Below are 24,167 nucleotides of genomic sequence, written 5' to 3' on the forward strand. Positions count from 1 at the left end.
TTCATATTTAAGCATTGATGTGTAAGATATGCCAAAATTCGACACGACTAGTGAGGGTTAGATGAATGAATCCCAATCTGAGTATTTATGAAAATCTGGGCGGAGAGCAGGGTGTTCGGGCATTAGTTGAAGCCTTTTACCCTATAGTCCAGCAAAACGAACAACTGGCTCCTCTATTTCCGGAAGATATACAGCCGGTTATGGACAAGCAATACATGTTTTTGTCGCAGTTTTTCGGTGGACCTGCGTTGTTCTCTGAAGCGTATGGTCATCCGATGATGCGTGCACGCCATATGCATTTTGAAGTGACCGTTGAACGGGCACACGCCTGGCTGGCATGCATGGATCAAGCGTTGACACAGATCGGTGTGGAAGAGCCGCTGCATTCTTTTATCCTGCAGCGTTTGTCGGGGCCGGCACATCATTTTGTGAATACGCCGTAACTCCGAATACAGGTAAAACGGGAGAGGGATGGAAACGAGTGGAATTAGAGCCTCTATATAAGGTGAAGGTCACATGTCATTATTGTGAAACCGAGTTTGAAACCTCCAGAGTCAGACCGAGCTTGAAGCGGCCCTATCGGACAGATTCCGATTTTTGTGCCTACTATAAGCTGGAGAATCCGGATTTCTATGTTGTGCGGATCTGCCCTGAATGCGGGTTTGCATCGACAGAGAACTCGACAGATAAACTGACGGACAAGCAGCGGCTTGCATTCAAGGAACAGATCGGTAATCGTTGGGAAAAACGGGATTACAGCGGTGCACGGACGCTGGACCAGGCACTGGCCACATACAAGCTCGGTCTATTCTGTGCCCAGGTGATCCAGGAGAAGGATCGCATTGTAGCAGGACTGCTGCACCATATCGCCTGGTTGTATCGTTACCGGGAAGATCATGAGCAGGAACGGCGCTTTCTGGAGTTTAGTCTGGAAGCTTATGTTAGAGTGTTCGAGCGGGAAGGCGCGGGCAGTAATGAAGCAAGGCTGCTTTACCTGCTGGGTGAGCTGAATCGCAGAGCAGGCCACTTCCACGAGGCCGTCAAATGGTTCGGGCGTGTCATTCACGATAAAAGGATCACGGATGCGGCCATGATTCGGGCATCCAGAGAGCAGTGGGCCCTGCTGAGGGAACAGATGATATCGGGCAAGATGGAACTGCCTGAAGAAATGATTGAAGCAGACAAAGAGGCTGCTAAGCGCAGCCCCATCTAATTAAACTTTGATTATTTGCGGACAGGTTTACTGGAGAGCAGATAATCACTGTCGTTATCAATAACGGTCATGCTTCCATTGCAACAAGGAAAGACCAGCAATTTCTTTTTGCCTTCACGAATGCGTACAAGCTCTCTCGGTTTGAGGGGCAGCAGCACATTGATTGCTTGGCAGAACGGGCATTGCTGTACATAAATGTCCCCCATGACAATATCATAGGGCCAGCTGTTTTCAAAAGGGATCATTCCTGCTCGCCTTCCGAAGGGGCTGGTTTCGATGCTTCTTCTTTGGCCAATTCGGCAATCTTCTGCAACAGGATGTGCTGGGGCATGTGCATCAGGTGCTCAAGCGGTACGCCAAGGGATTCTGCTAATTTGACGGCTGTGTCAGCCGATATTTGTAAAGGTTTCATCACATTTACCTCCTGAAAAAGTGGCTTAAACTATTTCTCTAGTATAGAGATAGAGCACTCATAAAACCAGTTTTTAATTGAAGTATTTTAGTTTAAATCCTTGAATTCCAAAAAGAGAGGTGCCTTATTAAATGAAAACACCATTAAAACCTGTATGGGATCTGGAGTCCATTTTTAGTGGAGGTTCTTCCTCCGAATCGTTCGCTGCGTACCTGGTAGAGCTGGAACAGGATGTACGCAAACTTCAAACCCTGTTGATTGAAACCGCTGCACCAAAGACACTTGAAGAAACTCATGCATTCGACGCCATTCTGGAATTACTGCAGAGCTGTTACATTCGTATTTCGGAAGGCTCTGCATTTGTATCTTGCCTTTCATCGCAAAATCAGCAGGATAAAAAGGCTACGCAGCTGCAAGGCTCTGTTAGTACGCTCGGGGCCATGCTGAACAGCAGCAAGTCCCGTTTTGACAACCTCCTTAGTCAGACAGCAGATGACGTATGGGAGAAGTGGATTGCTCGCGAAGATATCAAGCCTCTGGCATTTGTACTGAATGAGAGCCGGACACAGGCTCGTGAGAAGCTGTCCCCTGAACTTGAAGGACTTGCGCTGGATCTGGGTGTGGATGGTTATCATGGTTGGGGCAAGTTCTATAATACGATCGTAAGTAAAGTGAACATTCCGTTTGAACAAAACGGTGAAACGATCATGCTCTCCGCCGGACAGGCTGCCAACAAGCTGAGTGATAGTAATCGCAATGTGCGTGAAACGGTATTTGCGAGCTGGGAGAAGGCTTGGACGGATGTGGAGGACTTCTGTGCCGATACATTAAACCATCTAGCCGGATTCCGTCTGAAGTTATATGAGAACCGCGGCTGGGACGATATTCTCAAAGAACCATTAGCCATCAACCGGATGTCTCGCCAAACGCTCGATACGATGTGGGACGTTATCAACGGAGCCAAACCGGCACTCGTGAAGTATCTGGAACGTAAGGCGCAGCTGCTGGGTGTGGATAAACTCAGCTGGAGCGATATTGATGCACCTGTAGGCAAGTCGGGTGGCAAAGTGACTTATGATGAGGCGGCAATCAATATCGTTGAACAATTCGCCAAATTCAGCCCTAAGCTCTCGAAATTTGCTGAGATGGCATTTGAGAAGCGCTGGATTGAAGCGGAAGATCGCCCAGGCAAACGTCCAGGCGGATTCTGTACTTCTTTGCCGCTAAGCAAGGCTACCCGCATATTCATGACGTTCTCCGGAACGCCATCCAACGTTTCTACACTTGCGCATGAACTAGGTCATGGATACCATCAGCATATTATGGAAGAGCTGCCTGCACTGAATCAACGTTATGCCATGAATGTGGCAGAGACTGCATCCACTTTTGCCGAACTGATTGTTGCTGATGCGCTGGTACAGTCCGCGACGGATGAACAGGAGAAGCTTGCTCTGCTGGAAGATAAGATTCAGCGCAGCGTTGCCTTCTTCATGAATATTCATGCCCGTTTCCTGTTTGAGAATCGCTTCTATGAACAGCGCAAAAAAGGCTTGGTTAACGCAGATGAGTTATCCAAGTTGATGGTGGAGGCTCAGCAGGAAGCCTTCTGTGGTGTTCTTGCATCGGATCATCCTCACTTCTGGGCATCGAAGCTGCATTTCTATCTGACAGGTGTACCGTTCTACAATTTCCCTTACACCTTTGGCTACATGTTCAGTGCGGGCATCTACGCCAGAGCACAGCAGGAAGGTACGGCCTTTGCAGACAAATATGATGATTTGCTGCGGGATACCGGGCGAATGACGGTGGAAGAACTTGCACAGAAACATCTGGGTACAGATCTGACACAGCCTGACTTCTGGCAAAATGCTGCGAATCTGGTGATTGCCGATATTGAGCAATTTCTTGAAATGACGGCAACCGCGAAGTGACAAATACAGGGAGTAGTACCCAAGCATTTTGAATGAAATGCTTCGTATACTCGTTTGTGAGAAAGAGAGCTGCACCACATGTTAACCAGCATGTAGTGCAGCTCTCTTTGCTTATTCTAGTCGTAGACCTAGTTTATATAATTTGTCGGATTATCAAGAATTTACTCGTTTTAAAGCATTGGATTGGCAATTAATTGTGCAAATTATAGTAATAAATACCCAAGTTTGTTTCATTTTGTTGAATGAGTATATTTGTTGTCATATAATGAGTCGTAAGTCCTTGTTTTAAAGGATGAAGTGCATAAAGGAGGAGCAATAATGGTAAATATTGACCAGCTTTCATTAGCAAGACAGTTGGATTTGGTGTTTAAAGAACTTGATAAGGAACTGTCAGGGTTAGACTCGGGTGTAGTTTTTGTGCAAATACGCAATAATGTAATTGGAAAGTTCGGTATTCGACATAATCCGATTTCTGGACGGAATGGACAAATGGAAACAGAGGATCAGGGGTTAACTGGAAGTCAGCGCTCCTCATTCCGCGCTATGGCACTTGAGACTTTAAAGTTTAAGCAGAACTGGACGCATGGAGAAATTTCGTATGACTTTACCGTAAGACAAGGCGTGATTTTGGTGGACGCCACGATGGAATCCAATTACAACATGGCTAACCTTATGATTCGCTACCCTAGAACAAATACATACAAGGATTCAGGAATGGAGTCGACATCTTAATTGTGTAGACATGCACAAAAGCGGCGCTTCCGGAGAAGGCCGCTTTTTGGCTCTAAATCATCCAAGCATTAGTCCGAACTTAAGAACGACCAGACAATTGTTGCTCAGCGATTTGTACCAGACGTTTAGTAATGTATCCACCCAGAGAACCTGTCTCACGGGAAGTGTAGTTACCGTAGTAACCGTCTTGTGGAATTGTTACACCCAGCTCTTGCGCAGCTTCCATTTTCAATTGTTGCAATGCTGCGTTTGCTTGAGGAACAACCAGATTGTTGGAACGGCTTCCGCTACCTCTGTTTTGACCTCCGTACATGTGTGTCACCTCCTTATGGCTTGGTGATGTTAGTATGGTTAGAGAATGAGGAAATATACGTGATATGGCGTAAGGAAATAATTGGGATTTAATCGTGAGGAAACACATGAAAAAAGCCGATCCAGACAGGATCGGCCTCTTTGTTAATAAGGTAAATATTATAGGTGTGTTGTACTACCCGTACAAGATTGAAAGGGACTACTCCTTGGTAGGAGCAACAACCTCAATCCGGGTGAGAAGTTCAACGGGTTGTTCAGGTTCCAAACGAATTAACCCGGTTTGTTCATCCGTCAGAGGCAGGTTCGGGGCATCGGAGAGCCAGGTGTAGGGCTCAATGCACAGAAACTGATCGGATTCACCCTTGGTAAAGAGCACCCAGTGTTTAAAATACTGTTCATCTGCTGAGTACTTCAGCATATATCCATCCTGACGACGGAGCTGTGCAGTCGCTGCCTGACCTTCCGTAGCTTTGAGAATGGTATCCCAGTTGCGTCCCTGCATATTTACACCTTGATTTAAGGCGTCCCAATCTCCAAGAGGCTCAAGCTCACCCGTAGGCAGCTGTTCCTCGTTCTGAGCATAAACGCCAGAGACAGGTAGTTGAAGTGTCCAATCGGCAGGCTTGCCGTCTAGCAGGAACCATGTATGATATCCCATTCCAAACGGAGCGGGAGTCGAACCCAGGTTGGTAACACGAAGACGCTGGCTCAGCACGGAGTTTTGCAGCCTAAACGTCATTTCGAGCTTCAGAGGCACCGGAAATTGTTCCATCCAATGCTCTTCATTTGCAGTCAGCAATTCGGTTGTAATGGCACAGCCTTCTTCATCTTCTTCAATGTCGCTGACACACCAGGATTGGGTGCGATGGAGACCGTGAATATGGTTGTCATTTGCCGTATTCTGATCGAACTGGTATTTAACCCCTTCGTATTCGAAGCGCCCACGATGTATGCGTCCTGGCGGAACCAAAAGAGGTACACCGAAGTGATAAGGTTTCTGCAAATAAAATGCTAAATCATCTTCTTCTGGACTGCGGACGACATCACGATCCTGCACCAGATCACGAATCGAGATGATATTGTTTCCTAGACGCGGCAGCAGGGTGATCTCCAATTCACGGCTATGTAGGATATACGTGTCGTAACCATTCCATTGGCCTTTGGTCACTTGTTTCATATCGATGCTCCTTTTCCCACTTGAAATCTGTCTGCAAGCGGCTTATCATGCTCCGCTGCAGGCGTGTCATTGAGTACATGCCAGCAATCCCATACAGCCTTCCGAGGTAGGGCTAATACAGGATAAGCAATTCCATCATAACAGATTTCGGCTTGGCGGGTAAAAAAAGCTGATTCCATTTTTGACAATCTGCGTGAAGCGGATTAAGATGGAATGCAGAAGGAAATAACATATGAATTGAATCAAAGCGATGACAGGGACAAGTAAGTTAGGAGAAAACCCTTCAGAAAGCCGGTGGGTGATGCGAACCGGTGTGAACTCTTTACCGAATGGACCCTTGAGTGCCGATTGGAACAGGTGCCTTGCAGAAATGCAAAACTTACCTCAGTAGAATTGGACGTCTATTCCACGTTACGGGAAAATGAAGGTGTTTTTCGCATGATTGAAAAACACGAATAAGGGTGGCACCACGGTCTCACGTCCCTTGCGGATGTGAGGCTTTTTTGCGTCCGCGGAGAAGAAACAGGCGAACAAAACATGAGGAGGCGCGAGTGACTTATGAAAACTGTATTATCTGGAATCCAGCCGAGCGGTAAACTTACCCTGGGCAACTATATTGGTGCAATCAAGAATTTTGTGAAGCTGCAGCATGATTACCAATGCCATTTTATGGTGGTAGATCTCCACGCAGTAACCGTGGCTCAGGAGCCAGCTGCACTGCGTGAACAGTCTGAAGCCGTGGCTGCACTGTTTCTAGCAGCTGGGATCGATCCAACAAAATCAAATGTGTTCCTGCAATCCCATGTTCCTCAGCACGCTGAGCTTGGATGGTTGATGACGACACTGACATCGATGGGTGAACTGGAACGGATGACCCAGTTCAAAGATAAATCTTCAGGCAAGGACTCGGTTGGGGCGGGCTTGTTTGTATATCCTTCATTGATGGCAGCCGACATTTTGCTGTACAATGCGGACCTCGTTCCTGTAGGGGAGGATCAAAAACAGCATTTGGAACTCACCCGTGATCTGGCAGGCCGTTTCAATCATCGTTATGGAGAATACTTTACGATTCCGGATCCATATATTCCGCAGGTGGGCGCACGCGTGATGTCCCTGGACGATGCTTCCTCTAAAATGAGTAAAAGTAATCCAAATGCGGGCAGCTACATTGCCCTGTTGGACCCGCCGGATGTAATCCGCAAAAAAATTAGCCGTGCCACGACGGACTCCGGACGTGAAGTGGTTTACGACCCGGCCAACAAGCCAGAGGTCAGCAATCTGATGAGCATCTATGCAGAGTGTGCAGGCATTACGCTGAATGAAGTAGCAGAACGTTACGAGGGTAAAATGTATGGTCCGTTCAAAAAAGAGTTGGCCGAAGTGGTTGTCTCTGTTATTGAACCGTTACAGGAACGATATCGGGAAATTCGTGAATCTGGCGAATTGGCCGAGATTTTGGAGACTTCAGCACGTCGTGCTGAAACAGTCGCTGCCAAAACGCTTCATGATGTGAAAGAACGCATGGGGTTTGTTCCTAGACGTACAGTATAGGCCATCACGGACATCGTTCAACAATGTTAAAACTTCACGATATAAAGTGATGAAAAAAGAGAGGAGCCAACTGCTCCTCTCTTTTTTTGTTCAAATAGAAATCTGGAACCTTCTAGGTCAGGATGTCGATTCGGTTGTAGAACGCAATTCCTGGCGCTCTTTCTTGGCACGAATGACGAAACCCCAGCCGATATTGGCAATGGATAGGATGAACAGCAGCGAGGCTAACCAGCCGTTATAAGAAATCGATATGGCTGAAACCGTTAACAAAACAATCGACGAAAATGCGAACCATAAGGACAAACCTTTACTCATTGGGAAAAACCTCCATCACAAATTTAATGAATCTCCGTATAACTTGAAGCGTGCGAGCCATAATAATCTTGCAAGCTTGCAATACATTACAGACACAGATTGAAAGGAGATTTTAAATATGGCTCAAGGATCTCGTTCTAACAACTTGGTGGTACCTCAAGCAACTGCAGCACTGCAACAATTGAAAATGGAAGCTGCACAGGAACTGGGTGTAACAATCCCGCAAGACGGTTACTACGGTAACTACACTTCCCGTGAGACAGGATCTCTTGGTGGTTACATCACCAAACGTCTGGTACAAATCGCTGAGCAACAATTGTCTGGGTCTGGCAAATAATTTATCATAAAAAGCAAGCAACAAAACAAAGGCCCGGAGCGGAAACGCTCCGGGCTTTTCATCGCGCAACAGTTCCTTACTTGATTGTGCCTTTCCCGGTCCTTCTCGTCAAGACCGGGCGGATAAAAGTTTTTTATCCATTTTCTCATCGCTTAACCAGCCGACATACGTATCAATCGTTTCAAAATTGCGGTCCATCACGACCACGGCGACAAACGGATACTGCTTGCGGTGTCGATACCGCACATCCGCCCAGCGAACCTTGTACCCTGCAGGCAGCTCCTCTACCTCGGCAACCGCATAGGAGGTGAAGTAGAGAAAGGCATTTACCTCTGGTGATTTCCGTGAGGCGGCGACAGCCGCATGAGTGGAAGACGAGGCATGCAGATGCCAGGTCAGCTCTGCTCCATCCATTTTTCCGATTTCGTAACTGTTATCCGCAAAATGCTTCACTACATGCCAGCGGTTCCAGGATATCGTTGGAATGACGATATAGCGAAGCGCCGGTTTGTTGTTATCCAGCCTTTTCACTTTGGCTACAGCTTGGGCATGGGCAATGATTCTCCATACATAATAAAGCGCTATAACGATATACAGTGTGACAAACAACGGAGCAGGAGCGATCAGATCAAAGGCCCACAGCAGGATTGCCACTACGTGCGAAGCGAACAGAAACGGATCGAAAATATGAATGATATTCCAGGCAATCCATCGTTCCGAGAATGGCCTTGCTGCCTGGGTTCCATAGGTGTTGAACAGATCGGTAAACACGTGAACGCCCACAGCGACAGCTGTCCAGGTAGCGACGTGTCCAATGGGAACATCCGGGAAAATCAGTGCAATGACGCCCGTGATGAGCAGAACCCATAATAGAAGAAAGGGCGGCGAGTGGGACATACCCCGATGATTTCGAATGTACAATGAGTTGCTTTTGAGACGCAGCGCCGTATCAATGTCAGGGGCCTGCGAGCCAGCAATGGTACCCACCATCACCGCAGCCGCGAGCATGGGATTGGAAGCCACGACAGGATCGACATAAGCCAGACCTGCCAGACCAATACCCATGACAAAATGTGTAGAAGTATCCATAAACGTCTCCTTTGTGGTGTAGCTCGATTTCATCCTATTAATGATTCTCTATCTAGGTGATACCCATATATAGTGTATATTATCCGCCTGTCTTGAAGCAAAACAGCCAAAACCCGAAAAAGATGTCATAAGAAGTTCATTTCATCCAACATTTGTACGAGCATTGTCATACTCTTGGCGATTTACCTATGATAAACTTTATATCGGAGACAAAGAGAGAAACCTCCAAACCGAGAATTAAGGGGGGATTAACCAAGCGTGGACAATCAGTTGGGATACCAGGCTTCTTCCGATTCTGCAACATTGACCTCGCCTCCGACCAAGTCGGGATCGTGGAAAGACTTTATTCATATCACCAAACCGGGAATACTTCGGACCAATCTTATTGCTGTTTTTGGAGGGTTTTGGCTGGCATCCCAGTGGGATATCAACTGGGTAAAGATGCTGCTGACCCTACTTGGGACTGCGCTTGTTATGGCTTCTTCCTGCGTATTTAACAATTATTTTGATCGTGAACTTGATTTGAAAATGGAACGTACCCGCAACCGCTCCTTACCGACAGGAAGGCTAACACCGAAGGTGGTTTTGTCGTATGCCATTAGTTTAGGCGTGCTGGGCTTAACTGTTCTTTTTGCTTTTTCGGGTATACTTGCCGGATTATGCGGCATTTTTGGCATGTTTGTCTATGTTGTTATTTACACGCTTTGGTTAAAACGATCTTCAACATGGAGCACATCCATCGGTGGACTGTCAGGTGCCATGCCGCCAGTTATTGGCTATGTCGCTGTAACGGGACGTTTGGACCTGGGTGCTTGGCTGCTTCTTGCCATGTTGTTCCTGTGGCAGCCTCCGCATTTCTGGGCGCTCGCCATCCGCCGGGTAGAGGATTATCGGGCCGGTGGTTTTCCGCTGCTGCCCGTAGTGAAGGGCATTGAACGGACCAAGATTCAAATGATTCCTTATCTTGTTCTGCAGATTTTTGTTCCCATTCTAATGTATGCATACGGGTATGCTGGTATTTTTTATCTGACGGTGTCACTGGTGCTGTCTGTACTGTGGCTATATTATGCACTCAAAGGGTTTCGTGCGCAGGATACGGACGCCTGGGCCAAAAAGGTGTTTCTTTATTCCATTAATTATCTGTCTCTGAGCTTCATACTGATGATTCTGGATACGGTTCATAAATAATGGGATGGAGTGCGGTGAAGGTGCAAAATAACTTGGGCATCTGCATCAAGAACGGTTACAATAAGGAAGGGTCCCATCCAGAGTGGGGTTCTTCGTATACATATGCACTTTCAAGCAAAAGAAGTTACTTATTTCCTCATAACGTGACATCCCGGGCAAGAAACGATAGCCAAGTAATCCAAAGTAAGATATGTATGCGCCTTCATATCGTAATTACAAGAAAGGACGAGGATGATGCTGAAAAAGTACAAATGGACCTGGATGCTGCTGGGTCTCGCACTGATTATGGCTGTATACCTTATGTGGGGCACCGTCTTTGCCAGCAAGGAGAAATTACCCGAGATTCGGGAGATCCAATCCTTCTCCATGGAAAATGTGGATGGGACAACCGTTTCGCTCGACGATACCAAAGGCAAGGTTAGGCTGTTCTATTTTTATTTCACCAGTTGTCCTGATGTATGCCCAATTACGACGTTTACATTGTCCCAGGTGCAGGATTTGTTGAAGGAAGATGGCACATTCGGCAAGGATGCTTCCTTTGTTTCGATTTCATTTGATCCGGAAGTCGATACCAAGGAGAAAATTAAGGAATTCGCGGACCGTTTCCACGCGGATTATGACGGGTGGTATTTCCTGCGAGGGGATATGGACAAAACAAAGCAGCTCGCCAGGGATTCATTTCAGATTCTGATTGAAGGCGAGAGCAAGGATGATTTTGCACATATGAACATGATTGGTCTCGTAGACCAGAACAATCAGCTGCGCAAGGTGTATAATGCATTTAATACAGAAGATGTCGAGCCTGCAGTCATCGCAGAGGATATCCGCAATCTGATCAATGAATAATCTGTTCTAATTATATTTGAATCATATTAGTATCCGTAAAAAGGCTGCTTGCCGGTTGGAAAATAACCGGTAAGCAGCCTTTTGCAATGTTTTACGTTTAGAAAGACGGGTACTCGGGGTATTGAATATACTCTTCCAATCCGGCCTTCTCCAACTGGGCAATGATGTACTCATCAGGGGTTCCTTCCACACCCGCATAACCACGTCTGGTATACATTTGCACTGCATCGGGGAAGGCGTCCCGCAGCACACCTCTGATTTTTTTGCCCGAACTGTCATTATCCATAAACAGATATACTTCATCATAACCAACCTGTTTGCGCAGGGATTCCAGCTTGAGCGAATTCAGAGTGCCGAATGTACATAAAATGTTGATTTCCGGCCCAACGAGACGTTTTAGCTTGCTGCGATCATTCTTACCTTCCACAATGACATGAATAGGCATGATATTCACCTCTTGTTCGAGAGCTAGTGTCGACATTCCCCGGGAAATGTTGCAGCGAAAATCGACTGGATTATATATAGTTTAGCTGTAAATGGGGGAATGATGCAAAGCAAAGGTAAATACAAGCCATTTTAATAAAAAAAGGACTTACATCATGGATAACGTCTATCCCAGTACGCTATTCGGATCGGTCGAAGAGAGGGATGCCTCACGTCTGCTGGTGAAGTAAGGAAGGAGCAGAATACCGACCATTAATAGAATAAACGCGATAAAATACGGCGAGACACCTACACGCAGCTGACCTGCGGCGATGGGACCAATGAAGGATCCGATGGAGGTAGCTATGGATTGCAGTGAAAAAATACGACCCAGCTTGCTTCCGCCGCTTAAACGAATGAACAGGGTCGCCATGGCTGGAAAAGTGATCCCTTTGGACATGCCCAGTACAAAGAGTACAGCAGCCAGAGGGATGTCCGGGAAGGCAGCCAGCGTGAAGAAACAGAGAGACATTAGCAGGACCCCAGCAGTTAAACGCAGCTTGGGCGAATAGCGATTAAGAAAAAGCATGCTGAGCGTAAGCAGTGCCCCGATACTAATGACTGAAAACAATAACCCCGTAGACATCATGGACGAATGCCCTCCGCCCCGAAGAGGTAATTCAAAAAACAGAATCCCTTGTGCACAAGCAATAACCAGCGGCAACGCAAAATACCGCCAGGAGACTGGAATAAAAGTATTGGTATTGCCTCCGAGGTTAGCAGGCTTGGGAGGTACGGTTTCTTTCTCACGCTGAACATCGACAAGCCCCTTCGGCATGGATAACCAGGCAATCATGCCTGACAGAATGAGCAGGTATCCAAGACTCGCAAATGTAGCAGAGAACCCCAAAGCACCAACAATCAGTGCTCCGGCAGCCGGAGATACAACAGACGCCAGCGTGTGTACGACACCATGTCCGGACATATACTTGCCCTGAGTGACCGGGTTGGTCGACAGCTGTGCAAGCAGGGCAAGACAGGCCGGAGACAGAAAAGCGAGCACAAAGCCGCTGATGGAACGAAGTGCAAGCAGCTGCCATGGCGTGTGAATGTGGGCTTGCAGCAGCAGAATAATGCCTGCCCCCAGTAAACTGAACACGATATAACGCCGACTGCCATGTTTATCGATTTGTGTGCCGGCAATTAAATTGCCGGGAAGATGAGTCAAGGAGTAGATACCCATCATCCACCCGATGAAGGTGGGTGCAGCCCCGAGCGAGATGGCAAAGGGGGTCAGGATGGGATATTGGGCGTGCAGGTCAAAAACAGCAAGAAACAAAAATAGATAGAGCCAGATGGCCGTTTTCACAAAAGCCCCTCCTTGTTAAACGATGCATGTTCATGCCAGGTCGTCAAAATGCGTTCCCGATTTTTCATGCAAAACCTCATGGTACTACTTGTACGTTCAACTGGACGAACTTAGACCTTTATTTTTACGAGAGAGTGCTTAGCTGACAGCGGGTTCGGAAATCATGTATAATATTCGGGAAGTGTGATTTCTTAACTCTAATACGGAAGGTGTAATCATGAACATAGAAGTGATCAAAGAGTTTGTGATGCAGAACTGGCTGGTGATCGTCGTTGCACTGATCATTTTGTTCTTTGTTCTGAATGTGGTCAAAACCGTATTGAAATGGGCGATTGCCATCATCATTATTGCGGCTCTGTTGATATACAGCGGCATCTCCATCGATCAGATTAAACAGACAGTTTCGGATGTGCAGTCCAGTACGATGGACACATTGAAAAAGGAAGCGACCAATATCATGGTGAAGGAAGCCTCCAAGGCCACCTATGCCAAAGGACAGGATGGACAATTTACCATTACGAGTCCCAATGTGGAAATTAAGGGGACAGCCGGGTCGAACAAAGTCAATGTGACCTTGCGCGGAATTTCACTTGGCGAATGGAATCTCGACAATGAAACGATACGGACGTTTGTCGAACAGGCCAGAGGAAATGGAACTGTACCAGCTTCTTAGCAAAGGGGGAATGAATACGTGTTGCAGAATTGGCTGGACAGCCTGAAGGAATTCAATGGCATCACGATCATGCTGTTATTGATTGTGGCAGCTTCATTGCTTCAGGGATGGTCCAGAGGCGCTTCGCGTTCGGCAGGAAGACTATTTGGATTCCTGATGGATGGCATTATGGCGGTCATTGGCATTCTGCTGTCCATTGGTTTGACCCTTTGGCTGGCACCGTATGTGCAGCAGTGGTTGTCTGCGCATGCTTCAGCCATGCCGAATCGGGATCTGAACCGATGGGAGCAGATGTATTATACGTTGGTTACGGCGATTGCTGATTTTCCATTGATGCGGTTTGCCGTGTTGTTTGTGCTTAGCTATGGAATTATTCGTATGGTGCTTGGCTTGTTCTCTTCCCTTTTCTTCAGAAGGAGATATCATTCGGCAGAGCAAGAGAGTACTCCCAAGGGTATTATTAGCCGCTTCATGGGTGCAATCATAGGCGCGGTCATTGGATCTGCCCGCGGGATGATTGTCATCGCCGTTCTTTTCATGATTGTCAGCCTATATCCTGGAAGCATGTTTAGCCGATATGTAGAGGCTTCGCCGATCTACATGCAGGGAGCAAAGTCCGTTATTGAACCGTTATCCGGCAACCTGATCAAGGACAAGCTGCCAGTATTTACCCAAGCAGTTCAGAAGGAACTGGGCGGAATTTTGCAGCGGAAGTATGAGGTCATTGACCACAATATTCCTGCAGATATTGAATCTGCAGCCAGTGAAATTGTGAAAGGTCAAACGACGGATGAAGCGAAAGCACGGGCCTTGTATGATTGGGTTGGTTCCCGCATTCAATATGATTACGGGAAAGTGGATGATTATGAGCAAAAAGGCATATGGCATGAACAGACACCACAGAACACGTTTGATACGCGTAAAGGGGTATGCATTGATTACGCACGTCTTTATGCAGTCATGGCCCGTTCACAAGGTCTGGATGTTAAGGTCGTTACAGGACTTGGATACAACGGCCAGGGCGGATATGGCCCACATGCATGGAATGAAATTTATTTGAGTGATTCCCAGAGCTGGATTCCGCTTGATCCGACATGGGCGGTGAGCGGTGACTGGTTCAATCCTCCGAATTTTGCCGATACCCATCTGAAAGATCAGACAGCATAACATTACACCGGACAGGGTTCCGGATTATGACGACGTTGCCAGGTTATCATGCCGCGGCTGGACTTATAAGAGCGGTATGCATCAAGTCATGAAAGAGGTAGGATGAATGAACAATCATTCAAAAGAGAAGGATGAACTTACCGACAAACGGCGCTTCAGTTACCGGATGAACGTATTTTTCTTCGCTTCCTTTGTTATTTTTAGCGTTATTATTGTACGGCTGGCGTTTCTGCAATTCGTGGAAGGGCCTGAGCTCAGTCAGGAAGAGGCCAGTAACATAACCAAGGATGTGCCGCTCGCTCCGGTGAGAGGAACAATCTATGATTCAACTGGTGAGGTGAAACTCGCGTATTCCAAACCGATTCAGTCTCTATACCTGACGCTCTATAAAAACTATGGTGATGTAAACGGACAACCAAGTCCAAACTTCCCGGAAGCTCAGGATATTGCGACAAGGCTGCATGATGTATTCGAACAATACAAAACCAAGGAGTCGGAGTCTCTTACTGTAGATCAGATCATTGAAGCAATGGACCTGAATTCCCGCAAGGCGAATGGTTTCATGCCTCGACTTATCAAGAGCGATCTGTCGGAGGAAGAAGTGGCTTATTTCCTTCAGCATAAGGATGAATTCACGGGAATTCAGATAGTTGAAGAAAGTGTGCGTTATTATGATCCGGACACCGTGGCTGTTCAGACCATCGGATATTTGAAAAAATTCAAAAGTTCCAAAACGTTGAACAAATACAAAGAGGTTGATGAAGCCAACAAAACACAAACGGATCCTGGGCTGGTATATACGGAAAATGAGTTTGTTGGATTTGATGGACTTGAATTGCAATATCAAGATGTCCTGCGCGGTAAAAGCGGTTATAACTCTGTCGACGTGGATTTACGGAATTTGCCTGAAGGTGTGGCAGGCTCCACTCCACCTGAGAAGGGTTATGACCTGATTACGAGCATCAACAAAAACGTGCAGGTGAAGACAGAGCAGGCGATCACAGATCAACTGAGCTGGCTGCATACGCACCCAGTTTCCGGCAAGCTGCATCCTAATGCCAAGACAGGTTTTGCGGTAGCGATGGAAGTGGATACAGGGAAAATTGTTGCTTCTGCCAGTATGCCTGACTATGACACGAACGTATGGAAAACCGGTGGTATCAGCACTGAAGATTACGATAAAATCAAATATATTTACCAGAATGGTACGATTCGTGGCTTCCCGCCAGATGACTCCGGTAAACGGGCAGAATCCGTTGTATTGCTTGGTTCCACGATCAAACCTCTGAGTGTATTGATCGGTCTAAAGGAAGGTTTCTTTACTACTAATACCGTATATCCAGACAGGGGTTCTACAACTTTCGGTGGGGATAACCGCAGAGTACAGAACTCTTCCGGTCACGTATACGGTCTGTTGACTCCACATGATGCGATTCGTCATTCCTCAAACGTGTTTATGATTGATGAAATCGGTAAGAAGTTATACACGACGTATGGTGCAAAGGGCGTTGATGTATGGGATGAATACATGGAGCAATTCGGCCTTGGTGTACTTACAGAGGTAGATTTGCCTAATGAGCGGCCCGGTCTCAAAGAATACAAGGAAAGCTCCGAGAGTTCCTTGACCAAGTTGGTATATGCCTCCTTTGGTCAGCAAGGGAAATATACAACGATGCAGTTAGCACAGTACACTACAATGCTGGCCAACAAGGGTAAACGGATGCAGCCGCAATTGGTAAATGAGATCCGAGATTCCGAGGGTAATGTTGTTGAGAAAGTGAAACCAAAAGTGCTAAGTACGGTCGATTTCAATGACGCTTATTGGAAAGAGGTACAACGAGGCATGGCTACGGAGGTTACGGCATTTAGCGGCTTCCCTTATGATTTTGCGAGAAAAACAGGAACATCGACGCAGCTAGTCGGCGGGAAATTGGTCGACAACGGGGTATTTATCGCTTATGCGCCGCGGGAAAATCCAAAACTGGCTGTAGCCGTGGTTATCCCTGAAGGGGGCTTCGGTTCCAACAGTGCGGCTCCAGTTGCACGTGCGATCTTCGATGCGTATGACGAGGAGTTCGGCTTGGACGGTGTTCCGAAGAAAGATAAAACGGAAGAAACAGATGAAACAGCAGCGCAGTAAATTCATATGGTTAAAGAGAGGGCCCTTTGAGGGCCTTCTTTTTTTGTGTATGGAGCTAAGAGTGGACCAGACATTTACATATTCCCTGTAACTTCATAGGGAGTTAACACGTTTAATTAAATGACTGAATCAATATACAAATATTCCAGATCAACAACGGAGAAGGGGCTCTCTCTAGTTTACGAAAATGTAACCAAAATTAGGAAGACGTGTCAATCAACCTTTGATAGACTTATATAGGGAAAATATCTGAGCTGTACGTTAATTAATTTAGACTGTTAACCATTATTTATAGAGAACGGAGAGGCTTATACATGTTTAACCGATGGAGGAGCAAGAAAGCATCCGATGAAGACACAGCTGTCAACAAGCCGTCTGCAGCAAGAATCAACCTGTTCTTTTTCGCTGCATTTGTCATCTTCAGTATCCTTATTTTTCGATTAGCTTTTGTGCAGTTTGTCGAGGGACCTGAATTGACGTATATGGAAACGACACGTAATACAAAAGACATTCCGCTGGCACCTGTGCGTGGACCGATCTATGATGCCACGGGAAAAGTGGCGTTAGCATACTCTGAGCCTGTACAGTCTCTGTATGTATTGTTGTATGAAGATTATAGTAACGGTTCCCGGCAGGAAGAAGCTCAAAAACTGGCAGATGATCTTGCGGCAGTGTTCAAGGAGTTTAACCCTGGAGACAAGGAACAGCCGGATGCAGCAGAGATCATGAAACGCCTCGATCTGGATTACCAAAAGACACACGGGTACACACCAAGGTTGGTAAAATCCGATCTGAATACGAAAGAAATTGCTTATTTCATGGAGAAAAAGGCTGAATATCCAGGGGCTATGGTACTGGAGGAAAATGTAAGAAAGTATGACCCTGATCGGGTTGCTGTCCAGGTCATTGGCTACACTAGAGAGTTCAAGGGTCAACAAAATAACTTGGATAAGTATAAAGAAATTAGTAAGTCGCTGGCAACGGAAAGGGATCCGGGCCTTCGCTACACTCAGCAAGAAATGGTTGGAGTAGGAGGGCTGGAGTTTCAATATCAGGAGGAACTTCGTGGAAGAAGCGGCTATCAATCTATCGATATTAATGCTCGTAATCTTCCTGAAGGAACAATCATGCAGACTCCGCCTGAGAAAGGCTACAGCATCGTCTCCACAATCAATAAGGAAATTCAGCTAGCAGCTCAGGAAGCGATTACAGATGAACTGCGCAAGCTGCCCAAGGCCATTACGGGGTATGCAGTGGCGATGGAGGTAGATACCGGAAATGTGGTGGCCATGGCAAGCATGCCGGACTACGACCCGAATGATTGGGATTATGAGAAAATCAAATACGTGTATCGGAATGGGACAATCGCTTCCTTTCCGCCGAATGATTCCAAGCCTAGGCATGCCGAATCCGTGGTATTGCTAGGTTCCGTCATCAAACCTCTTAGTGTGCTTATCGGCCTGAAAGAAGGCTTGTTTACAGCAGGGCAGACTTATCACGATCAGGGATATGCGATTCTCGGGAAAGATGGGCGACAGGTGAGAAATTCCCACTCTGCTTATAATGGTCATATCACTGCAAGACGGGCCATTGAGAAGTCTTCCAATGCGTTTATGATTGATATGGTGGGCAAACGTTTGCTGAATAAATATGGTTCAGAAAAAGGAATCAAAGTTTGGGATGAATACATGAAAGACTTCGGCTTGGGTGTTTCTACAGGCGTGGATCTTCCGGGGGAGTACCTGGGTACACTTGAATACAACGAGGATCATGAATCGGCCTTGACACGTCTGGCGTTTGCCTCGTTTGGTCAACAAGCGAAGTACACGACACTTCAGCTCGCACAATATACCACGATGCTTGCCAATAAGGGTAAACGGATGGAGCCTCATTTGGTGAAAGAAATCCGTGACGCCGAAGGCAATGTCGTTAAAAAAATCAAACCTAAAGTTTTAAATGAAGTGGATTTTGCGGATGCATATTGGAATGAAGTACACCGCGGCATGGTCACCAAAGTAAGCTCGTTTGATGGATTCCCGTACGACTATGCCCGTAAAACAGGTACGTCCGAGCAGGGAACCGGACCGAATAAAAAGGAGAACGGTGTGTTTATCGCATTTGCACCGCGTGAGAATCCAAAACTGGCCATCGCGGTTGTTGTACCGGAAGGTGGATTCGGGTCTGTCAGTGCGTCGCCGATTGCACGCAAAATCTTCGATGCATACGATGAGGTCTACGGTCTGGATGGGACGCCAAAAGGGAAAAAGGGTCAGGAGAAGGACAAAGAGTAAAGCAAGATTTTTGAGGAGAGGTACCAAAGTAACGGAGATTAACACACATGTGCAGTGGGTTATTCCATATCATGATCCCGCAAAACAACCAGTGAAAAGGCTAATATACGTTACCGGACAGGCAAGGGAAATTATCCCTTGCCTTTTTATTTTGCATCGGATAAAATTTGCGCAAGGGAAACATTATTAGTCGTGTATAAATTTTAATACCTTGTACAAAAAAATTAGATGTGGACAATTATGTTAGGAGAGGGAAAGGAGAGGTTGGAATTGTTAATGGTGAAAATGAGGAGTATTCAAAGAGGGTTCATGACGCTATCAGCCCTTGTCTTGATTGTGGTTTTGACTGCGTGTTCCAGCACAGCTGAATCGGGAAGCACGGAAGGGAAGATGCAGGTTACAGCAACCACAGGCATGATTGCAGATGTAGCACGTGAGATCGGAGGGGCATACGTTGACGTTACCGGGCTAATGGGTCCAGGCGTAGACCCCCATCTGTACAAGGCTTCGCAAGGGGATATCCGCAAGCTGGAGCAAGCTGAAGTCATTTTTTATAACGGGCTGCACCTGGAAGGGAAAATGACTGATATTTTGGAGAAGATGTCCAAGAGCAAAACAGTAACTGCCGTCACAGACGGCATCCCAGTAGAAGAATTGCATTCGGGTCAGGAGACCGGAGGTACGGAATATGATCCACATGTCTGGTTTGATGTGAGCCACTGGATGCATGCAGCAGAAGCTGTACGCGATACACTTGTCGAGGCAGATCCGGATCATGCTGAGGCATATCAGGCTCAAGCGGAAGCGTATTTGGCAAAGCTTGAAGAGCTGGATAACGAAGTGCGCACAAAAATCCAGGAGATCCCTGAAGCGAGCCGGGTACTTGTGACCGCACACGATGCTTTTGGGTATTTTGGTGAGGCCTACGGCATGAAAGTGATGGGACTTCAGGGTATCAGCACAGCAGCCGAATATGGTGCGAAGGATGTCAGTGAACTTCGGGATTACCTCGTGGATAACAATATTAAGGCTGTATTTGTGGAATCGAGTGTGCCAGCAAAAGCGATGGAAGCCATTATTGCCGGAGCCGCTGAAAAAGGTCATACGGTCAGCATTGGCGGGGAACTCTTCTCGGATGCTATGGGTGCTGAAGGAACAGAAGAAGGTACCTATATTGGCATGATCCGTCACAATACCGAGATGATTGTAGAGGCGTTGAAATAATGATTTTATCCAGAAAGGAGTGGAAAAAGCATGAGCAAGACAACGTTATCTGAGAACATGCTTACGTCCGTGTATCCGAATGAATTGCAGGGAATGCAGCCTACAATGGCCCCTCTTAGTGTACGGGATCTGGCTGTAGCCTATCATAAAAAGCCAGTCCTCAGCGGGGTTTCCTTTGATATACCGGAAGGACAGCTCATCGGCATTCTCGGTCCAAACGGGGCCGGGAAGTCTACTCTAATCAAGGCTGTACTCGGACTGGTGCCGAAAATGCACGGTGAGGTGCGGATATTTGGTCAGTCCTACCGTGAGCAGCGGCGCCGGATCGGCTACGTTCCCCAGCGGGAATCAGTCGATTGGGATTTCCCAACCCATGCGCTGGATGTGGTGATGATGGGCAGGTACGGTCACCTGGGCTGGTTCCGTCGTCCAGGCAAGAAGGAGCGTGATCTGGCTGCACACTGCCTTGAGCAAGTGGGTATGGGAGACTATATGCATCGCCAGATTAGCCAGCTGTCCGGCGGACAGCAGCAGCGGGTCTTTTTGGCTCGTGCACTGGTTCAGGATGCAGATCTGTATTTCATGGATGAACCGTTTGCAGGCGTGGATGCCACGACGGAAAAGGCCATCATTTCTCTTTTGGAACAGTTGAAAAAGCAAGGGAAGACGGTACTTGTTGTTCATCACGATCTTGCGACGGTGGAGGAATATTTTGACCATGTGCTGCTGCTCAATGGGCGACTGGTTGCAGGCGGACCGACAAGCGAAGTGTTTGTACCGGATACGCTGCAGGAAACTTACGGAGGACGGATTGCGATGATCGGAAGCCGGACGGAGAAGGGCCAGGTGTAATGATGGGGAACTGGATCTTTTCCATTCTGTCTGACCCCAACACACGCTGGATTTTGCTTGGCTGTTTGTTGCTCGGGTTCAGTAGTGGCATTATTGGTTCATTTACCTTTTTGCGCCGCCAGAGTCTGATGGGCGATACATTGGCACATGCGGCATTGCCAGGGATCTGTATTGCTTTTATGTTAACGGAAACCAAGTCCGTAGGTCTCTTTCTGTTTGGTGCACTCGCTGCAGGAATCATTGCGACCTTCGGGATATCCTGGATTACCCGGTATTCACGGATTAAGCAGGATGCAGCGATGGGGATTGTGCTGACGGTATTCTTCGGCATCGGTGTAGTCATGCTGACCCGCATCCAGCATGGGGCTAGCGGAAGCCAAAGTGGGCTAGATAAATATTTGTTTGGTCAGGCGGCCTCGATGGTGATGACGGATGTATACGTCATGGGCGGTGTCTGTCTCGTTTTGCTCATTGCCTGTCTGGTCTGGTTCAAGGAATTCAAGCTTGTGAGCTTTGATCCCGGATTCGCCCGGGGCATGGGGCTGCCTGTAGCCATGCTGGAACAGCTGATCTTGCTGCTGACAGTCATCGCGGTTGTAGCGGGAATTCAGGCGGTCGGAGTTGTTCTTGTTGCTGCCTTGCTTGTGACTCCTGCGGCAGCAGCGCGCTGCTGGACCGATTCACTTGCACTTATGGTGCTGCTCGCAGGCATATTTGGTGCTCTGAGTGGTGCCACGGGTACCATCTTCAGTACGCTCGTTCCTAATCTGCCGACAGGACCCGTGACGGTCCTCGCGGCTACGGTATTGTTTGCCGGCTCGGCGCTGCTTGCTCCGCGTCGGGGGTTACTGGCTCGCCGTTTGCGAAGCATGCAGGCCAAATCGGCTTATCTTCGAGAAGAGCGTGCTACGCTTCAGACACTTTCCGCCCAAGGAACACAGCAGGAACGGAGGGAGCTGTAATGGCTACATTTTGGATCATATTAACGGCTGTATTGGTTTCGTCCGCATGTGCCATCCTTGGATGTTTCCTTATCTTGCGGCGAATGGCATTGGTTGGGGATGCCATCAGCCATGCTGTGCTTCCCGGGATTGCCATTGCTTTTCTATGGAGCGGTTCCAGGGATTCCTTATGGATGCTGCTTGGAGCCACTATTTTCGGTCTATTAACGGTATTCTTCATTCAAAGCCTGCAGGCCGGGGGACTGTCTTCCGATGCATCCATTGGCATTGTATTTACGGCACTGTTTGCCGTCGGTGTTATTCTGATCAGTCTGAACGCCCAGCATATCGATCTGGATCTGGACTGTGTGCTCTTTGGTGAGATTGCCTACGTACAGTGGGATACGTTAACACTTGGAGGTACGGATGTTGGGCCAAGGGCCGTTTGGATGCTGGGTATTACGCTCCTGGTCATCCTGATTGTTATCGGACTGTTCTATAAACAGTTCAAACTGTGCGCCTTCGATCCGGCGCTGGCAGCTGCCTGCGGTATTCCGGTCGTATTGTTCCATTACCTGCTCATGGGGCTTGTTTCCATGACATCCGTGGCTTCCTTTGAAAGTGTGGGGTCCATCCTCGTGGTAGGTATGTTGATTGTTCCTGCGGCGACAGCTTATCTGCTCACGGATCGATTGGGTAAAATGATTCTGTACAGCGTACTAGTAGGGGCCGCTTCCTCTGTTGGAGGCTATATGATGGCTTATGCATTGGATGCTTCCATTGCAGGCTGCATGGTGGCGGTAGCTGGAATTCTCTTTGTTTTGGCACTCTTGCTGTCTCCGAAACATGGCATTATCCTCCGCTACGCTCGTCGTAAATTCGCGACACGGTAAGAAATAGATAACAACCGTCTGCATACGCAGGCGGTTTTTGCTGTTTGGAAGGTGTGATATCGGGTATGACATCCATATAGATGAGGATTTCCCTTGATCTGCTCCAGCAGATAAGTGCATATGATCTTGTCTGCCTTCATATCGTTATTTGGATTGACCGTTATTTTGTTGCATCTGGATGATCTGTGGTAAAATGTCGTTAGCTGTGACGTCCGGAGCGTCCGCCCCTGCGGATACCGGGCGGTCTTTTTGTGAGAGAATCGATGGATAGAGAGAAGTAGAGAGATAACCGAGGAGGAATACTGCATGAGTGAACTTAAATACAAATTGCTGGCGCTGGATATGGACGGGACATTGCTCAACGATAATCATGAAATTACCCAGGAAACCGCCAAGTGGATACAGATCGCCATCCGGCGCGGGGTGCATGTGTGCCTGTCCACAGGAAGAGCCGTATTCCATGCAATGCCGTACGCTGTACAGCTTGGTCTGGAAACGCCGATGGTTACGGTGAATGGAAGTGAAGTCTGGAAAGCTCCACATGACCTGCACATTCGTCATCTGATGGACCCAGCTTTAATTCGTACCATGCAGGAGATTGGTGAGAAATATAACAGCTGGTACTGGGCATATTCGGTAGAGGAGCTGTTCAACCGTGAGCGTTGGACAGAGAATATTGAAGATCTGGAATGGCTGAAGTTTGGTTTCAATACGGAGGATGATGAAGTTCGTCATCAGATCATGATGGAACTGCAGCAGCTGGGAGGCCTTCAAATGACGAATTCCTCACCTGTTAATATCGAGATTAACCCGGCTGGCATTTCAAAAGCGAGTGGCGTGGCTGAGGTCTGCAAACTGCTGGGCATAGAAATGTCCGAAGTCGTCGCAGTGGGAGATAGCCTGAACGATCTGGCCGTGATCGAGGCGGTAGGTCTGGGTGTTGCCATGGGGAACGCACAGGAACAAGTGAAGGAAGCCGCTGACTTGATTGTGGCGAGCAACAATGAAGATGGAATTGTCGAAGTCATTCGTGAACACATTTTGAAGGGGGAATAACCTTTGCTTGCAACCGTTGGCTGGATTTTAATTGT

General features: G+C 47.5%; 25 protein-coding genes and 1 other annotated feature. Of the genes, 17 read left to right on the forward strand and 8 right to left on the reverse strand.

Annotated elements, in window-relative coordinates:
* Positions 1 to 65 precede the first annotated feature (65 nt).
* Positions 66 to 443, forward strand: coding sequence for a globin (locus GUA98_RS20195; RefSeq protein WP_153979913.1), 378 nt, complete (start codon positions 66 to 68; stop codon positions 441 to 443).
* A 38-nt stretch (positions 444 to 481) separates the two neighbouring features.
* Complete coding sequence (locus tag GUA98_RS20200) at positions 482 to 1,213, forward strand: DUF2225 domain-containing protein (RefSeq protein ID WP_127538891.1); 732 nt, start codon at positions 482 to 484, stop codon at positions 1,211 to 1,213.
* A gap of 11 nt (positions 1,214 to 1,224) precedes the next feature.
* Here GUA98_RS20200 and GUA98_RS20205 read toward each other — a convergent pair whose 3' ends face one another.
* A complete protein-coding gene (locus GUA98_RS20205) occupies positions 1,225 to 1,458 on the reverse strand; it encodes a hypothetical protein (protein ID WP_193724210.1) in 234 nt (77 codons plus the stop codon).
* Entirely contained in the window at positions 1,455 to 1,625 is a 171-nt protein-coding gene (locus GUA98_RS20210; protein ID WP_095361228.1) for a YycC family protein, read from the reverse strand. Before GUA98_RS20210 ends, GUA98_RS20205 begins: the two co-directional genes overlap by 4 nt.
* A gap of 131 nt (positions 1,626 to 1,756) precedes the next feature.
* On the opposite strand from GUA98_RS20210, the gene GUA98_RS20215 reads away from it, so the two are divergent.
* Together GUA98_RS20215 and GUA98_RS20220 are read left to right on the forward strand one after the other, a co-directional pair.
* On the forward strand, positions 1,757 to 3,556 hold the full coding sequence (locus GUA98_RS20215) for a M3 family oligoendopeptidase (RefSeq protein WP_193724211.1): 1,800 nt from the start codon (positions 1,757 to 1,759) through the stop codon (positions 3,554 to 3,556).
* Positions 3,557 to 3,874: 318 nt separating this feature from the next.
* Positions 3,875 to 4,288: an O-methyltransferase gene (locus GUA98_RS20220; protein WP_095361230.1), complete on the forward strand. Its 414-nt coding sequence runs from the start codon at positions 3,875 to 3,877 to the stop codon at positions 4,286 to 4,288.
* Between the two features lie 79 nt (positions 4,289 to 4,367).
* Here GUA98_RS20220 and GUA98_RS20225 read toward each other — a convergent pair whose 3' ends face one another.
* The gene (locus tag GUA98_RS20225; protein ID WP_095292177.1) at positions 4,368 to 4,601 is read right to left on the reverse strand and encodes an alpha/beta-type small acid-soluble spore protein; all 234 of its coding nucleotides are present in this window, start codon (positions 4,599 to 4,601) and stop codon (positions 4,368 to 4,370) included.
* A 198-nt stretch (positions 4,602 to 4,799) separates the two neighbouring features.
* Complete coding sequence (locus GUA98_RS20230; RefSeq protein ID WP_110756976.1) at positions 4,800 to 5,777, reverse strand: aldose 1-epimerase; 978 nt, start codon at positions 5,775 to 5,777, stop codon at positions 4,800 to 4,802.
* Between the two features lie 241 nt (positions 5,778 to 6,018).
* Positions 6,019 to 6,265 (forward strand) — a binding site (T-box leader).
* Positions 6,266 to 6,335: 70 nt separating this feature from the next.
* On the opposite strand from GUA98_RS20230, the gene trpS reads away from it, so the two are divergent.
* Positions 6,336 to 7,328: a tryptophan--tRNA ligase gene (trpS, locus tag GUA98_RS20235; protein WP_095361233.1), complete on the forward strand. Its 993-nt coding sequence runs from the start codon at positions 6,336 to 6,338 to the stop codon at positions 7,326 to 7,328.
* A gap of 117 nt (positions 7,329 to 7,445) precedes the next feature.
* Here the strand turns inward: trpS and GUA98_RS20240 are convergent, their stop codons facing one another.
* On the reverse strand, positions 7,446 to 7,643 hold the full coding sequence (locus GUA98_RS20240) for a hypothetical protein (protein WP_095361234.1): 198 nt from the start codon (positions 7,641 to 7,643) through the stop codon (positions 7,446 to 7,448).
* 118 nt (positions 7,644 to 7,761) lie between these two features.
* On the opposite strand from GUA98_RS20240, the gene GUA98_RS20245 reads away from it, so the two are divergent.
* Positions 7,762 to 7,980, forward strand: coding sequence for an alpha/beta-type small acid-soluble spore protein (locus tag GUA98_RS20245; protein WP_095292170.1), 219 nt, complete (start codon positions 7,762 to 7,764; stop codon positions 7,978 to 7,980).
* Between the two features lie 108 nt (positions 7,981 to 8,088).
* Here the strand turns inward: GUA98_RS20245 and GUA98_RS20250 are convergent, their stop codons facing one another.
* The gene (locus GUA98_RS20250; RefSeq protein WP_193724212.1) at positions 8,089 to 9,069 is read right to left on the reverse strand and encodes a metal-dependent hydrolase; all 981 of its coding nucleotides are present in this window, start codon (positions 9,067 to 9,069) and stop codon (positions 8,089 to 8,091) included.
* Positions 9,070 to 9,327: 258 nt separating this feature from the next.
* Here GUA98_RS20250 and cyoE point away from each other — a divergent pair, with 258 nt between their 5' ends.
* Positions 9,328 to 10,257 carry a heme o synthase gene (gene cyoE / locus GUA98_RS20255; RefSeq protein WP_193724213.1) on the forward strand — a complete coding sequence of 310 codons (930 nt, stop codon included), beginning with the start codon at positions 9,328 to 9,330 and terminating at the stop codon, positions 10,255 to 10,257.
* A 234-nt stretch (positions 10,258 to 10,491) separates the two neighbouring features.
* Positions 10,492 to 11,103, forward strand: coding sequence for an SCO family protein (locus tag GUA98_RS20260; RefSeq protein WP_095292226.1), 612 nt, complete (start codon positions 10,492 to 10,494; stop codon positions 11,101 to 11,103).
* 97 nt (positions 11,104 to 11,200) lie between these two features.
* Here the strand turns inward: GUA98_RS20260 and GUA98_RS20265 are convergent, their stop codons facing one another.
* Both GUA98_RS20265 and GUA98_RS20270 read right to left on the reverse strand, forming a co-directional pair.
* On the reverse strand, positions 11,201 to 11,548 hold the full coding sequence (locus GUA98_RS20265; protein ID WP_095292165.1) for a toprim domain-containing protein: 348 nt from the start codon (positions 11,546 to 11,548) through the stop codon (positions 11,201 to 11,203).
* A 165-nt stretch (positions 11,549 to 11,713) separates the two neighbouring features.
* Complete coding sequence (locus GUA98_RS20270; RefSeq protein WP_193724214.1) at positions 11,714 to 12,895, reverse strand: MFS transporter; 1,182 nt, start codon at positions 12,893 to 12,895, stop codon at positions 11,714 to 11,716.
* 217 nt (positions 12,896 to 13,112) lie between these two features.
* Between GUA98_RS20270 and GUA98_RS20275 the strand changes: the two genes are divergently transcribed.
* The 9 genes from GUA98_RS20275 (at position 13,113) to GUA98_RS20315 (ending at position 24,132) form a co-directional block, all read left to right on the forward strand.
* Entirely contained in the window at positions 13,113 to 13,568 is a 456-nt protein-coding gene (locus GUA98_RS20275; RefSeq protein WP_110756984.1) for an ATPase, read from the forward strand.
* Positions 13,569 to 13,586: 18 nt separating this feature from the next.
* Positions 13,587 to 14,735 (forward strand): transglutaminase domain-containing protein, encoded by a 1,149-nt coding sequence (locus tag GUA98_RS20280; protein WP_193724215.1) that lies wholly within the window; start codon positions 13,587 to 13,589, stop codon positions 14,733 to 14,735.
* A gap of 106 nt (positions 14,736 to 14,841) precedes the next feature.
* A complete protein-coding gene (locus GUA98_RS30035) occupies positions 14,842 to 16,875 on the forward strand; it encodes a peptidoglycan D,D-transpeptidase FtsI family protein (protein ID WP_153979905.1) in 2,034 nt (677 codons plus the stop codon).
* A 314-nt stretch (positions 16,876 to 17,189) separates the two neighbouring features.
* Positions 17,190 to 19,166 carry a peptidoglycan D,D-transpeptidase FtsI family protein gene (locus GUA98_RS20290; RefSeq protein ID WP_153979904.1) on the forward strand — a complete coding sequence of 659 codons (1,977 nt, stop codon included), beginning with the start codon at positions 17,190 to 17,192 and terminating at the stop codon, positions 19,164 to 19,166.
* Positions 19,167 to 19,475: 309 nt separating this feature from the next.
* Positions 19,476 to 20,390, forward strand: a complete 915-nt coding sequence (locus GUA98_RS20295; protein WP_227779884.1) for a metal ABC transporter solute-binding protein, Zn/Mn family — start codon at positions 19,476 to 19,478, stop codon at positions 20,388 to 20,390.
* Positions 20,391 to 20,483: 93 nt separating this feature from the next.
* The gene (locus GUA98_RS20300; protein WP_153980843.1) at positions 20,484 to 21,242 is read left to right on the forward strand and encodes a metal ABC transporter ATP-binding protein; all 759 of its coding nucleotides are present in this window, start codon (positions 20,484 to 20,486) and stop codon (positions 21,240 to 21,242) included.
* Positions 21,243 to 21,244: 2 nt separating this feature from the next.
* Complete coding sequence (locus tag GUA98_RS20305) at positions 21,245 to 22,204, forward strand: metal ABC transporter permease (protein WP_193724329.1); 960 nt, start codon at positions 21,245 to 21,247, stop codon at positions 22,202 to 22,204.
* Positions 22,204 to 23,076, forward strand: a complete 873-nt coding sequence (locus tag GUA98_RS20310) for a metal ABC transporter permease (RefSeq protein ID WP_153979903.1) — start codon at positions 22,204 to 22,206, stop codon at positions 23,074 to 23,076. Before GUA98_RS20305 ends, GUA98_RS20310 begins: the two co-directional genes overlap by 1 nt.
* A gap of 306 nt (positions 23,077 to 23,382) precedes the next feature.
* Positions 23,383 to 24,132: a Cof-type HAD-IIB family hydrolase gene (locus GUA98_RS20315; protein WP_095361248.1), complete on the forward strand. Its 750-nt coding sequence runs from the start codon at positions 23,383 to 23,385 to the stop codon at positions 24,130 to 24,132.
* The last annotated feature ends 35 nt before the right edge of the window (positions 24,133 to 24,167 follow it).

Origin of the sequence: Paenibacillus sp. P13VS, assembly GCF_015143645.1 — a bacterium.
Lineage (GTDB): Bacteria > Bacillota > Bacilli > Paenibacillales > Paenibacillaceae > Paenibacillus > Paenibacillus xylanilyticus_A.

Excerpts from the sequence above, each read along its gene's own strand:
- GUA98_RS20195 (WP_153979913.1), top strand. The coding sequence starts at position 66 with ATGAATCCCAATCTGAGTATTTATGAAAATCTGGGCGGAGAGCAGGGT.
- GUA98_RS20205 (WP_193724210.1), bottom strand. The coding sequence starts at position 1,458 with ATGATCCCTTTTGAAAACAGCTGGCCCTATGATATTGTCATGGGGGAC.
- GUA98_RS20210 (WP_095361228.1), bottom strand. The coding sequence starts at position 1,625 with ATGAAACCTTTACAAATATCGGCTGACACAGCCGTCAAATTAGCAGAA.
- GUA98_RS20215 (WP_193724211.1), top strand. The coding sequence starts at position 1,757 with ATGAAAACACCATTAAAACCTGTATGGGATCTGGAGTCCATTTTTAGT.
- GUA98_RS20220 (WP_095361230.1), top strand. The coding sequence starts at position 3,875 with ATGGTAAATATTGACCAGCTTTCATTAGCAAGACAGTTGGATTTGGTG.
- GUA98_RS20225 (WP_095292177.1), bottom strand. The coding sequence starts at position 4,601 with ATGTACGGAGGTCAAAACAGAGGTAGCGGAAGCCGTTCCAACAATCTG.
- GUA98_RS20230 (WP_110756976.1), bottom strand. The coding sequence starts at position 5,777 with ATGAAACAAGTGACCAAAGGCCAATGGAATGGTTACGACACGTATATC.
- trpS (WP_095361233.1), top strand. The coding sequence starts at position 6,336 with ATGAAAACTGTATTATCTGGAATCCAGCCGAGCGGTAAACTTACCCTG.
- GUA98_RS20240 (WP_095361234.1), bottom strand. The coding sequence starts at position 7,643 with ATGAGTAAAGGTTTGTCCTTATGGTTCGCATTTTCGTCGATTGTTTTG.
- GUA98_RS20245 (WP_095292170.1), top strand. The coding sequence starts at position 7,762 with ATGGCTCAAGGATCTCGTTCTAACAACTTGGTGGTACCTCAAGCAACT.
- GUA98_RS20250 (WP_193724212.1), bottom strand. The coding sequence starts at position 9,069 with ATGGATACTTCTACACATTTTGTCATGGGTATTGGTCTGGCAGGTCTG.
- GUA98_RS20260 (WP_095292226.1), top strand. The coding sequence starts at position 10,492 with ATGCTGAAAAAGTACAAATGGACCTGGATGCTGCTGGGTCTCGCACTG.
- GUA98_RS20265 (WP_095292165.1), bottom strand. The coding sequence starts at position 11,548 with ATGCCTATTCATGTCATTGTGGAAGGTAAGAATGATCGCAGCAAGCTA.
- GUA98_RS20275 (WP_110756984.1), top strand. The coding sequence starts at position 13,113 with ATGAACATAGAAGTGATCAAAGAGTTTGTGATGCAGAACTGGCTGGTG.
- GUA98_RS30035 (WP_153979905.1), top strand. The coding sequence starts at position 14,842 with ATGAACAATCATTCAAAAGAGAAGGATGAACTTACCGACAAACGGCGC.
- GUA98_RS20290 (WP_153979904.1), top strand. The coding sequence starts at position 17,190 with ATGTTTAACCGATGGAGGAGCAAGAAAGCATCCGATGAAGACACAGCT.
- GUA98_RS20295 (WP_227779884.1), top strand. The coding sequence starts at position 19,476 with ATGACGCTATCAGCCCTTGTCTTGATTGTGGTTTTGACTGCGTGTTCC.
- GUA98_RS20300 (WP_153980843.1), top strand. The coding sequence starts at position 20,484 with ATGCAGCCTACAATGGCCCCTCTTAGTGTACGGGATCTGGCTGTAGCC.
- GUA98_RS20305 (WP_193724329.1), top strand. The coding sequence starts at position 21,245 with ATGGGGAACTGGATCTTTTCCATTCTGTCTGACCCCAACACACGCTGG.
- GUA98_RS20310 (WP_153979903.1), top strand. The coding sequence starts at position 22,204 with ATGGCTACATTTTGGATCATATTAACGGCTGTATTGGTTTCGTCCGCA.
- GUA98_RS20315 (WP_095361248.1), top strand. The coding sequence starts at position 23,383 with ATGAGTGAACTTAAATACAAATTGCTGGCGCTGGATATGGACGGGACA.